Below are 12,606 nucleotides of genomic sequence, written 5' to 3'. Positions count from 1 at the left end.
AATCCTATATTTGCTTTCGAATACACAAAATCTATGGAGCAATTTATCGTATCGGCTAGAAAATACCGTCCTCAAACATTTAAAGATGTAGTAGGACAAAAAGCCATTACCAATACATTATTAAATGCGATAGATAACAATCATTTAGCATCGGCCTTATTATTTACGGGACCTAGAGGTGTCGGAAAAACAACTTGCGCACGTATTTTAGCTCGAAAAATAAACCAACCTGGCTATGATGATTTGAATGAAGATTTCTCTTTTAATGTTTTCGAATTAGATGCCGCTTCCAACAACTCTGTGGACGATATTCGAAACTTGATTGACCAAGTACGAATCCCTCCGCAAACTGGAAAATACAAAGTGTATATCATTGACGAGGTGCACATGCTATCGTCGGCTGCTTTTAATGCTTTTCTTAAAACTTTAGAAGAGCCTCCTAAACATGCCATTTTTATTTTGGCGACTACCGAAAAACACAAAATCATCCCTACGATACTTTCTCGTTGTCAAATTTTTGATTTCAAAAGAATTACTGTTAAGGATGCCAAAGAGCATTTGGCCGAAGTTGCAACCAGTCAAGGAATTACTTTTGAAGATGACGCTTTGCATATTATTGCTCAAAAAGCTGATGGTGCCATGCGTGATGCCTTATCCATTTTTGACCGAGTTGTTTCTTATTGTGGAACTAATTTGACTCGTCAAGCAGTTACAGAAAACCTCAATGTTCTTGATTACGAAACATACATCACCATCACGGATTTGATTTTAGAAAACAAAATACCTGATTTATTGATGGCTTTTGACAGCATTTTAGCCAAAGGATTTGATGCACACCATTTTGTTTCAGGCTTAGCCAGTCATTTTAGAGACTTATTAGTTGCCAAAACTCCAACGACTTTAACTTTATTGGAAGCCGGGGAGCAAGCACAAAAATTATATGGACAACAAGCCCAAAAATGCGAAGCAGATTTTTTACTTAAAGGAATCGCAATAGCCAACGAATGTGATTTGAAATACAAATTGAGTCAAAACCAGCGTTTACTAGTGGAACTTTGCTTAATGCAGTTGGCCTCTATCACTTTTGATGGAGAAAAAAAAAAGTTGAGTCTTTCATAATTCCTCCAACCTATTTTAGAAAAAGAGAGTATTCTATAGCTGATCAAACAACTACAACTGAAACAAACAAAACGGTAGTTACTGCTGAAGTCCAAGCGAATACCAACACAATTTCAGCAACAGCACCCGAAAATAATTTAGCTTCAACAAAAAAAGAAACCCCTAATTTTGATGGGCCAAGCGTTTCAGCCTTTTCATTGGCAAGTATCCGCGCAAAAAAAGCACTAGAAGAAAACAGTAAAAATTTTGTAAAACCTGTTGACCACACGGTCTTACCTACCGAATCCTTCACTGAAACAGAAATGCTTATTCAGTGGAATAATTATGCTAAAAAACTTGGCATGAAGGGTTCTCGCATTATGGAATCCTTATTACTAATTAATGACCCTAAATTGAATGGTACCCAAATAACAATTGAATTACCTAATGAAGGTTCTAAATTAGATTTTGAAAGTGAAAAAATTGGGCTTTTAGGCCATTTACGTGGTCATTTGCACAATCATGATATTACTATTGAAGTCATTGTAAATGAAACCATAGAAAACAAACGTAGTCTCAACGATCAAGACCGTTACAATCGTTTGCTCGAATTGAATCCTAATATTGAACTCCTTCGCAATACGTTTGGCCTAGATGTAAATATTTAATTTCACTTCATTTTTTAAATTTAAGCCCCTTTTTTTTTTCTATTCTTACTTTAGAGTTTAATATATTCTTATTTTTTCTAAAAAAATAATATCTCTCCAGAATAATCTATTGAAAAATATTTCACTTTTATACAACTCATAAAACATTAAAAAACAGTAGATTAAACCCATAACAATATCCCCAACATTACTTTATTAAACTCCCAACTAAATGTTTTGGCACAGTTGTTGAAAATATCATTTCAACAATGAAATTAAAAACAATTTAAAACAATAGAAATCATGAAAGCAATAAAAGTAATAGCGATAGGAATGTTGTTTGCAGCTACTAGCGCAATCCAAGCACAAGTATCAGTAAGTTTAAATATTGGGACTAGACCAGTTTGGGCTCCAGCTGCAGGTTATGCAGCAGTCGATTTTTACTATGTACCCGAAGTACAAGCATACTATGACACACATGCCTCTGTTTTTGTGTATCTTAATGGGAATAATTGGGTTAGATCAAGATATTTACCTACGCACTACCGAAATGTAAACTTAAATCATTGTCATAAAGTTGCATTAAGTGGTTATAGAGGTTATCGTCCTTATGAATATTACGACAACCACAGAGGGCCACAACGTGTTGTGTATGTAGAAAAGAAACACCATCATTATGATCGTTACGATCGTTATAACCGTTATGATGATGACGATGATTATAAAAAAGGTAAAAATAAAAAATATTATAAAAGATAATAGCACTCTTCATAAGTGTAAATTTAGTTTGGTTAGTTAGTAAAAAAGAGCATCAATTGGTGCTCTTTTTTTTTTTCATTATTATTCCCATAATAGATGGTTATTTTAAAAAATAATAAGTTAATTAAAATACCATCTAAAAAAACATAAATACTTAAAAATAAAATAATTAACTTAATTAATGTAAACTAAAAAACAAACTAATTTAATGGTAAAAAAGGTTTTGGCATAGTTGTTGAAAAATACTTAAATAAGAACCTATACAACAGAAATGTATAACACAATAAATTTTAGAAATCATGAAAACATTAAAATTATTAGCTATCGGTATTTTGTTTACAGTTTCAAGTTCAATGTATTCACAAGTATCTGTAAATGTGAATATAGGGGCACGTCCCGTTTGGGCTCCAGCGGCAGGGTATTCAGCAGTTGATTTTTACTATATTCCTGATGTTCATGCTTATTACGACACCCGCGCATCTGTATTTATTTATCTAAATGGAAACAATTGGGTACGCGCAAGAAACTTACCTGCACATTACAGACATTATGATTTAAGAAATTGTCACAAAGTTGCCTTAAAAGGGTACAGAGGAAATCAACCGTATCGTCACTTTGATAACCACAAACATCACTACAAATCAAATAAAGGATATAAAAAACACAAACATTAATAAAAGCGTAATTTCCAAAAAAATTGTTTTACCACAGTGAACAAAAAAGAGCATCTTTGGTGCTCTTTTTTTGTTAAGAAAATTTGAAAAAACAATCACAAAAAATTATAATCACTACATTTGAAATTATTGCCAATTAATATAAAAAATAAGATGTCTCCTTACCTAACAAGATCTTTTATACTTTTTGTTTTATCCATTCAACTAGTTGGTGCGCAAAAACCGCAAAAACCAAATTCAGCTGAAATTTACAACCAAATAAAAAAACTTAATTTTTTAGGTTCCGTTTTATATATTGCGGCGCATCCTGATGATGAAAACACCAAATTGATTTCCTATTTAGCTAACGAAACAAAAGCAAGAACTGCATATTTGTCTTTAACACGAGGAGATGGTGGTCAAAACTTAATTGGCCCTGAACTTCGAGAACAATTGGGCGTTATACGAACACAGGAATTATTAGAAGCACGAAAAATCGATGGAGGGGAGCAATTTTTCACACGAGCTAATGATTTTGGATATTCCAAAACCCCCAAAGAAACGCTCCAAATATGGGATAAGGAACAGGTATTACATGATGTAATTTGGGCCATTCGAAAGTTTCAACCCGATATTATCATCAATCGTTTTGATCATAGAACCTCAGGAAATACTCATGGTCACCACTCGGCTTCTGCTCTTTTAAGTGTAGAAAGCTTTGATTTAACCAATTCTCCATCGGCTTTCCCTGAACAACTTCGATACGTTGCGCCATGGCAAGTTCATAGACAATTTTTCAATCCTTCGTATTGGTTCTATGGCAGTCAAGAAAAATTTGAAGCAGCAGACAAAACAAATTTCAGCAGGATTCCTATTGGTGTTTTTTATCCAAATCTAGGTAAATCCAATAATGAAATTGCCGCTTTAAGTAGAAGTTGCCATCAATCGCAAGGATTTGGAAGTACCGGAAACCGCGGGGAAGAAACAGAATATTTAGAACTGATTAATGGTCCTGCATTAGTTAACAAAAACGACATTTTTGAAGGTATCGACACGAGTTGGAAACGTTTAAAGAACGGAAAACCTATTGGTGATTTAATTCAAAAAATTATATCCAACTATGATTTTAACAGCCCTCACTTAAGTGTTCCTCATTTAGTCAAAGCCTACAAAATGATTCAAGCATTAGAAGATTCGCCATGGAAAACCATCAAGATTGAGGAAATTACCAATTGTATCTTGAATTGCGCTGGGCTTTACCTAGAAGCTAGTGTAACCCAACAAGAAGTAACCTTAGGTAGCACTATTACTGTAAAAATAGAAGCGATTAATCGCAGTGAAAACAATATTATTTTGACCAACTTAAGATGTTTACCTACACAAACTGAAATTCACCAAAACATTTTATTGCCTAATAATATTGCTTATAAAACTACTATCCCTTTAGAACTTCCTGCTGAACTGGAATATACCACTCCCTATTGGTTAAAAGAAAAAGGTACATTAGGAATGTATCATGTTACGAATATTGAAAACATTGGAATACCCAATAGTAATCGGGAAACCAAAATTGTTTTTGATCTAACTATTAACGGTGAAATCATTCCCGTAGCTCGTGATATTGTGCATAAAACCAATCACCCTGTAAAAGGCGAAATGTTTCAATTTCTTGACATTGTACCAGAGGTAACTACCAGTTTTCCTGACAACGTTGTCCTATTTAATAATGACAAACCGAAAACAATCACCGTCAAAGTAAAATCAGGGAAAGACGATTGCAGTGGGACCCTTCAATTGGAGTTGCCAACGGATTGGAAAGTTTCACCTAATGAAATTCCATTTACTCTAAAGAAAAAAGGAACAGAGAAAAATTTTACTTTTTCAGTAACTCCTCCATCATCTCCCTCTGAAGTTTGGGCAAAAAGCACTGTAATTGTTGATAATAAAAAATACAATTTTGAAAAAATCACCATCAACTACCCTCACATTTCCACACAACAGATAGTACAAACTGCAGAAGCTAAGTTTCTAAAACTAGACTTAAAAATTGGACCACAACGTATTGGTTATATTATGGGCGCTGGAGATGCTGTCCCTTCAAGTTTATTACAAATGGGTTATGATTTAGTAGTCATCGACCCAGAAGAAATTACAGAAGATTATGTGGCTACTTTTGATGTAATCATAACCGGTGTGCGAGCTTACAACACTATTGAAACATTGGTGCAAAAACAACCAATCCTATTTAATTACATCAAAAATGGTAAGACTTTGATTGTACAATACAATACTCCAAGTTTGTTACCTGGAACACAATTAGCTCCTTTTCCACTTACTATTTCGAATGATAGGGTTACTGAAGAAAATGCTGAAATGCGTTTTTTAGCTCCCAGTCATCCTGTTTTAAATTATCCTAATAAAATTAATCCAAACGATTTTAAAGGATGGACTCAAGAACAAGGGTTATATTACCCAAATCCTTTTGATGCTTCCTTTACCCCTATACTATCTTCAAATGACACTGACGAATCTCCAAAAGATGGAGCACTATTAGTTGCTCCTTATGGCAAAGGGTATTATGTTTATACAGGCTTAAGTTTTTTTAGAGAATTACCAGAAGGTGTCGCAGGAGCTTACCGATTAATTGCGAATTTAATTTCGTTACAAAACAGAGAAAAAGAAACAACCTCACAATCTAAACCGTAATAGTATGGAGCCGAATAAAAAAAACAGATGGGAGAAAAATTACAGTTGGGTATTAATTGCCAATGCTATTTATATTTCGATATTCTATTTAATAATGAAATTATACTCTTAAAAGATGCAACTATTTGATTGGATTATACTTATTGTTACCTTACTATTTATAGTTATTTATGGTTCTTGGAAAACCAAAGGAAGCAAAAACGTGCAGGAATTTATTCTTGGTGGGAATGAAACACCTTGGCATACCGTAGGATTGTCCGTGATGGCTACACAAGCTAGTGCAATTACTTTCTTATCAACTCCAGGGCAAGCCTATCATGATGGAATGGGTTTTTTACAGTTCTATTTTGGACTACCTATTGCCATGATTGTCATATCCTTAACCTTCATTCCAATTTATCATAAATACAAGGTTTATACCGCTTACGAATATTTGGAAAAACGTTTTGATTTAAAAACGCGTTCCTTAGCAGCAGTATTGTTTTTATTTCAAAGAGGATTGGGAACAGGATTAACTATTTATGCTCCCTCCATCATTTTATCTGCGTTATTAGGCTGGAATTTAACCTACATGAACATTGTGATGGGAGTCTTGGTTATCATCTACACTTTTTCAGGTGGGACCAAAGCGGTAAACGTCACTCAAAAACAACAAATGTTTGTAATCATGTCGGGGATGTTTATTACTTTTTTCTTGATTCTAAAATTCTTACCTAATGATATGACCTTTACCAATGCTTTGCATATTGCTGGTGCAAATTCTAAAATGGATATCGTTAGTTTTTCAACTGACCCTGAAGACAAATACACCTTTTGGAGTGGAATTACTGGGGGTTTTTTCTTAGCATTAGCATATTTTGGCACAGACCAATCTCAAGTAGGTCGTTATTTATCGGGTAAATCAGTAAGAGAAAGTCAGATGGGATTGATTATGAACGGCTTTCTTAAAGTTCCAATGCAGTTTTTTATACTGTTGACGGGGGTTATGGTTTTTGTGTTTTTTCAATTTAATCCAGTTCCATTAAATTTCAATCCGAACAACAAAATCACCATCGAAAAATCAAAATTCAAAAACGAATACCATTCATTAGAAAAAAAATTAGAAACCCTGTCCGAAGATAAAAAAGTCATCAACCTACTTTATATTGACCAACTCAATCAAGATTACGACAATCCCATTTTAAGAAAAGAACTGATTACATTATCCCTAAAAGAAAAAGATTTGCGAGACCGCGCTAAAGAAATTATTTCTAAAGCTGATAGCAATAGTGAAACCAATGATAAAGATTATGTGTTTTTTCACTTCATTTTAAATTACCTCCCCAAAGGATTAATTGGATTGTTGCTGGCAGTTATCATATCAGCAGCCATGTCATCTACTGCTTCCGGATTAAATGCTTTGGCATCTACCACAGCAATTGATATATACAAGCGAAATTTAAAAGTAGAGAAAACAGAAAAACACTATTTGAATGCCACTAAGTTTTTCACACTTTTTTGGGGAATAATTGCGATTTTATTTGCTTGTGTTGGAACTTTATTTGAAAATTTAATTCAGTTAGTTAACATTATCGGTTCCATATTTTACGGTACCGTCTTAGGTATATTCCTTGTAGGTTTCTATTTTAAATTTGTAAAATCAAAAGCTATTTTTTATAGCGCTGTAACGAGTCAACTTACTATTTTTATCATTTATTATTTTACCAATATTATTTATCCAACTGGAAAAGAAACGCTAGGCTATTTATGGCTTAATTTTATTGGTGCCATGCTTACGGTTATTTTGTCCATGCTTTTACAACAACTTTTGTTTAGAAACGAATCAGAAATTCAAAAGAAAACATTGCCTTCTTAAACCCACAAAATCTATACTTCACCTATTCTGTAGCAATCCAAATTGTTACAGGATTATGAAGGAGTTTATCTCTTTAAAATAAGTTGATTAATCACTTTAAATAAAATGGGAGCCTCGTAAGGTTTTACAATAATGTCATTCATGCCCACTGATAAGGCTTTTTCAGTGATTTCATCTTTACTAAAAGCAGTTAGTGCGATAATAGGAGTAGTAATTCCCATAGCTCTGATGATTTGAGAAGCTTCAAAGCCATTCATTTCAGGCATGTTGATATCCATCAAAATAACGTCAAACTGAGCGTTTTTTAAAAGCTCAATCGCATCTTTACCTGAACCCACGACTTCGCATTTGTAATTGCGTTTTTCAATTGTTTTTTGGGTCACCAATCTATTGATGTTGTTATCATCTACTACTAAAACTTTAAAAAACTGACTATCGGTCAAATCGACTTCAATATTATTGATAATTTCATTTGTTTTTTGGGGATCATATTCAAACGGAATCGTAAAGGAAAAAATAGTTCCTTTACCAAGTTCACTTTTAACACTAACAGTGCTGTCAAATAATTCTAATAATTTTTTAACAATAGGAAGTCCTAAGCCCGTTCCTTGATAGTCTATATCTTTTCTTCCTACTTGAGTAAATTTGTCAAATACTTTCTCTAAATCCTCATTTGCAATACCAATACCTGTATCTTTAATTTTGAACTCAATAAAATATTGATTCCCATCAATTTTAATCAATGTGGCAAAAAAACTTACCTTTCCGTCATGGGTAAATTTCAAAGCATTACTAAACAAATTAATTACAATCTGTGAAAATCTTAATTTATCTCCTATCAACAATTCAGGAATTGCAGGATCAATTTCGACTTCGATAGTATTATTATGATTTTTTGCAATAAAAGACAAAGAAGTTATAATCATTTCAATCTCATCACTAATATTGAAAGTCATATCTTCCAGTACGATTCGGTTTTCTTCAATTTTATTGATTTGCAAAACATCATTAATCAAAGACAATAAATACCTAGCGGAAAATTTTAACGAATTCAGATGTGGACTATTTTCTAATTCTTTATGTTCTTCTAATAACATATTAGTAATCCCAACCACACCATACAAAGGTGTTCTCAATTCATGAGTTATAGTGGAAACAAACTGGGATTTTAATCGAGAAGCTTCATCTGCCTTTTGTTTAGCCACAATCAATTCAGCATTGGTCAAAGTCAATTCCTTATTGGCATTTTTCTTAAAAATATAATTTTTATATAAGGTGTATAATTGCAGTAACAGAATCCCAATAACAACTATAAAAAGAACCACAATAATTTTAGACTTTTTCAAACTTTGGTTTTGTAAAACATTGACCGCAGTTATAGATTCTACTTTTCGTTTGTATTCATCGAGTTCAACATTGACACCTACACGTTGGGCTCGTTTTAGTTTTTCATCATTTTGGATTTCTTTAGAAAGTTTGTTGTACTTAATTAAATAATCATATGCTTTTTTATAATCCCCTATTTTAAATAAATAATTAGAATATTCTTGGTAAGTAATCGATAAATCAGTTCTGTTTTTTTCTGCGATTCCTAAAGCAATTGCTTTTAAAAAAGAAGCAGTCGCTTGTTCGTGTTTTTGAACATACCCGTAATACATGCCATTTAGCACATTCAATATTACCCAATTGGGTTTTGTCAAAAATTTTTCACTATTTTGATTTACAAATTCTAGATAAGGTTTTCCTTCTTCAAATAATTTAATATCAAAATAAGCCCACGCTATATTCAATTTAGTCAAAACAATTTTTGTCGAATCTTTATTTTTCTTATAAAAACGTAGTGACTCATCAAGGTAAGAAATGCCTAATTTGTAATCTCTTTTTTCAAAACAATAAATATTTCCTAAGTTATTATTGATCCAGTTTTTTACCGTATCATTTTTAGCTTTCATCGCATAGACCAATCCTTTTTTATAGTACGAAATGGCTTTATCATATTCCGATAATTGTTCATAATTGGCCCCTATAGTGTTGTAGGATTTAGCTATTAAAAAATTATCTTCTTTAGCAAAAGCATAATGCAAAACGATTCGGGAAGCACTAAAAGACTTTTCAAAATTAGATTCATGGAGCCATTCAGAAGCTTCATTCGCTAATTTCAAAATTTCTTTTCTAGAGAGTGTCGTATGAGTGGTATCTATATCATTACCATAAACAAAGCCAGAAAACAGAATGATTAGTAAAAATCTAAGTTTTTGCATATAGAAAAAATAGTAGTCAAATATACATTTTAAAACAAACAGATTGAGTTTATATTCAACAAATACTGCATGTTGATTTTCTTTTTGTTACTCTTCAACCCGTAATTTAGCAACTGATTTAGCTACTATAGTAGCAATTGTAGCATCACTCGTTACATTGACTACCGTTCTGCACATATCCAAAGGTCTGTCAATAGCAAAAATTAAAGCCAGACCAGCCTCCGGGATTCCTGCCTGTCCCAAAACAATAACTAACATCACCATACCTGCACTAGGTACTGCAGCTGACCCAATTGAAGCCAATGTTGCTGTTACTACAATCATCAATTGGGTACTCCAGTCTAGTGGATACGGTAGCATGGCTTGTGCAATGAATAAAGCTGCTACTGCTTGATACAAACTGGTTCCGTCCATATTGACTGTAGCTCCTAATGGTAAAACAAAACTGGACACTTCCTCATCGACCCCTAAATTTTCGGTAACACAATCCATTGTAACGGGTAAGGTAGCAGCGCTTGAACTAGTAGAAAAAGCTAATAATTGTGCCGGTGCAATAGCTTTAAAAAAATACAACGGCCTTACTCCAGCGAATACAAACAATAAGCTAGGGTATAAAATAAAAGTCATGATCAAAAGCCCTATTAAAACGGTCAAACCGTATAAACCCAAAGCTCCCAAGGTACTAAAATCAGGGATTTCGACCATTAATGCTGCCATTAATGAAAATACACCATAAGGGGAAAACAACATAATGAGGTCAATGATTTTCATGATAACCTCATTCAAACCTTTAAAAAAATCAACAACTGGCTTTGCTTTTTGTTCTTCGATTAAAATTAGACCTATGCCAATTAGAATAACAAAAAAAATCACTTGTAGCATGCTCCCATTATCAGATAAAGCATTAAAAAAATTATCAGGAACAATTTCCACCAAGGGTTGTAAAGGTCCACTAGATTTTGTTTCAACTGCTAATTCGATTTTTTGGGTCGCTTCACCCGAAAAATTTTCTAATAAACTCTTTCTAGAATCATCATTTATAAAACTTCCAGGTTGAATAATGTTAGCTAAAAACAAACCCAAACACACCGCAATTACGGTCGTACATAAATAGAAAACAACAGTTCGCCCTCCTAACTTAGAAAACTTAGAGATATCTTTCAAGTCTGCTAATCCCACAATCAAGGACACTACGATCAATGGTACCGCTATCATTTTGAGCATATTAATAAAGATTGTTCCAAAAGGTTTTACCCAATCAACTACAATTCCTTTTTGCTCTAAATTTTTCATTAGTAATCCAAAAAGTAAGCCCAATAGCATCCCTATAAGGATTTTCCAATGCAATTCCATTTTCTTTATCATGCCATACCAAACTTTAAATTTTGGAAAAAGATACAAAAAAAGGTGCGCTTAATTAAAAAATTATGCTGCACCTTTTTATTATTATACTATTATTAAAAACAGTACCTTATTTTTAATTAAAACATAGTAAAGCTTATTTATATGTTTTATTTAGCAATGTAAAATCCGCTAAAACTATCGCAGCCATCGCTTCTACAATAGGTACAGCGCGAGGAACCACACAAGGATCATGTCTTCCTTTACCGGTCATTTCGGTAATATTTCCTTTATTGTCTAATGATTCTTGTTTTTTCATAATAGTAGCAACCGGTTTAAAGGCTACTCTAAAATAGATATCCATGCCGTTACTAATTCCTCCTTGAATACCACCAGACAAATTGGTTTTGGTTGTACCATCAGGATTATACAAATCATTATGTTCGCTACCTTTCATTTTGGAACCGCAAAAACCACTTCCAAACTCAAAGCCTTTCACTGCATTAATTGAAAGCATTGCTTTACCTAATTCAGCATGCAATTTATCAAATACGGGTTCTCCTAATCCGATGGGCACATTTTGTATCACACAAGTAACTGTTCCCCCTACAGTATCACCTTCTTTACGAATTTCACGAATATATTCTTCCATTTGGGCTGCCAAAGCTTCATCTGGACAACGTACAGGATTGCTTTCAATTTTAGAAAAATCCAAATCTTGATACGGTTTTTCCAAATAAATAGGACCTACTGAAGAAACATACGCATTGATTTTTATATCCGATAACATTTGTTTTGCAATAGCCCCTGCTACTACTCTACTTGCTGTTTCACGAGCCGAACTTCTACCACCTCCGCGATAATCTCTACCTCCATATTTCTTATCATAAACATAATCAGCATGACTAGGTCTATAATTATCTTTGATATGGGAATAATCGTCTGATTTTTGATTGGTATTGGGAATAATAAACCCTATTGGGGTTCCCGTAGTTTTACCTTCAAATATTCCTGATAAAAACTGAACATCATCTGGTTCTTTTCTTTGTGTAACAATTGCGGATTGACCTGGTTTACGTCTGCCCATTTCCAGTTGAATTGCGTCAAAATCCAATTCTATTCCTGATGGACATCCATCTATAATTCCGCCTAAAGCTTCTCCGTGTGATTCTCCAAAAGTTGTTAATCTAAATAGTGTGCCGTAGCTATTTCCTGCCATTATTATAAATTTTGAACAAAAATACTATTTTAAACCGATTATGTATCGAATATTCCCTAAAAAAATA

9 protein-coding genes are annotated in these 12,606 nt (G+C 33.2%); 6 read left to right on the top strand and 3 right to left on the bottom strand.

The window, feature by feature from the left end; genetic code table 11:
• Positions 1 to 33: 33 nt before the first annotated feature.
• From dnaX to K5R64_RS05015, 6 genes are all read left to right on the top strand, one after another.
• A complete protein-coding gene (gene dnaX, locus K5R64_RS05040; protein WP_220761516.1) occupies positions 34 to 1,119 on the top strand; it encodes a DNA polymerase III subunit gamma/tau in 1,086 nt (361 codons plus the stop codon).
• A gap of 197 nt (positions 1,120 to 1,316) precedes the next feature.
• Positions 1,317 to 1,766: a DNA polymerase III subunit gamma/tau gene (locus K5R64_RS05035; RefSeq protein ID WP_255580301.1), complete on the top strand. Its 450-nt coding sequence runs from the start codon at positions 1,317 to 1,319 to the stop codon at positions 1,764 to 1,766.
• 282 nt (positions 1,767 to 2,048) lie between these two features.
• Positions 2,049 to 2,504: a hypothetical protein gene (locus K5R64_RS05030; protein ID WP_220761515.1), complete on the top strand. Its 456-nt coding sequence runs from the start codon at positions 2,049 to 2,051 to the stop codon at positions 2,502 to 2,504.
• A 299-nt stretch (positions 2,505 to 2,803) separates the two neighbouring features.
• Positions 2,804 to 3,178: a hypothetical protein gene (locus K5R64_RS05025; RefSeq protein WP_220761514.1), complete on the top strand. Its 375-nt coding sequence runs from the start codon at positions 2,804 to 2,806 to the stop codon at positions 3,176 to 3,178.
• 153 nt (positions 3,179 to 3,331) lie between these two features.
• Positions 3,332 to 5,863 carry a PIG-L family deacetylase gene (locus K5R64_RS05020; protein ID WP_220761513.1) on the top strand — a complete coding sequence of 844 codons (2,532 nt, stop codon included), beginning with the start codon at positions 3,332 to 3,334 and terminating at the stop codon, positions 5,861 to 5,863.
• A gap of 115 nt (positions 5,864 to 5,978) precedes the next feature.
• On the top strand, positions 5,979 to 7,718 hold the full coding sequence (locus tag K5R64_RS05015; protein WP_220761512.1) for a sodium:solute symporter: 1,740 nt from the start codon (positions 5,979 to 5,981) through the stop codon (positions 7,716 to 7,718).
• A 65-nt stretch (positions 7,719 to 7,783) separates the two neighbouring features.
• Here the strand turns inward: K5R64_RS05015 and K5R64_RS05010 are convergent, their stop codons facing one another.
• The 3 genes from K5R64_RS05010 to aroC all read right to left on the bottom strand — a co-directional run bounded on the left by K5R64_RS05010 (position 7,784) and on the right by aroC (position 12,539).
• The gene (locus tag K5R64_RS05010; RefSeq protein ID WP_220761510.1) at positions 7,784 to 9,979 is read right to left on the bottom strand and encodes a response regulator; all 2,196 of its coding nucleotides are present in this window, start codon (positions 9,977 to 9,979) and stop codon (positions 7,784 to 7,786) included.
• A gap of 87 nt (positions 9,980 to 10,066) precedes the next feature.
• Positions 10,067 to 11,341, bottom strand: coding sequence for a dicarboxylate/amino acid:cation symporter (locus K5R64_RS05005; RefSeq protein ID WP_220761945.1), 1,275 nt, complete (start codon positions 11,339 to 11,341; stop codon positions 10,067 to 10,069).
• A 136-nt stretch (positions 11,342 to 11,477) separates the two neighbouring features.
• Positions 11,478 to 12,539: a chorismate synthase gene (gene aroC / locus K5R64_RS05000; RefSeq protein WP_220761508.1), complete on the bottom strand. Its 1,062-nt coding sequence runs from the start codon at positions 12,537 to 12,539 to the stop codon at positions 11,478 to 11,480.
• Between the last annotated feature and the right edge of the window lie 67 nt (positions 12,540 to 12,606).

Source organism: Flavobacterium sp. UMI-01, from assembly GCF_019656315.1.
GTDB lineage: Bacteria > Bacteroidota > Bacteroidia > Flavobacteriales > Flavobacteriaceae > Flavobacterium.
Note: the sequence above shows the minus strand (reverse complement) of the source record. Positions and strands in the feature narration are given on the sequence as shown.

What these genes read in the sequence shown, in the direction of transcription:
- dnaX (WP_220761516.1), top strand. Translation starts at nt 34, where the DNA reads ATGGAGCAATTTATCGTATCGGCTAGAAAATACCGTCCTCAAACATTT.
- K5R64_RS05030 (WP_220761515.1), top strand. Translation starts at nt 2,049, where the DNA reads ATGAAAGCAATAAAAGTAATAGCGATAGGAATGTTGTTTGCAGCTACT.
- K5R64_RS05025 (WP_220761514.1), top strand. Translation starts at nt 2,804, where the DNA reads ATGAAAACATTAAAATTATTAGCTATCGGTATTTTGTTTACAGTTTCA.
- K5R64_RS05020 (WP_220761513.1), top strand. Translation starts at nt 3,332, where the DNA reads ATGTCTCCTTACCTAACAAGATCTTTTATACTTTTTGTTTTATCCATT.
- K5R64_RS05015 (WP_220761512.1), top strand. Translation starts at nt 5,979, where the DNA reads ATGCAACTATTTGATTGGATTATACTTATTGTTACCTTACTATTTATA.
- K5R64_RS05010 (WP_220761510.1), bottom strand. Translation starts at nt 9,979, where the DNA reads ATGCAAAAACTTAGATTTTTACTAATCATTCTGTTTTCTGGCTTTGTT.
- aroC (WP_220761508.1), bottom strand. Translation starts at nt 12,539, where the DNA reads ATGGCAGGAAATAGCTACGGCACACTATTTAGATTAACAACTTTTGGA.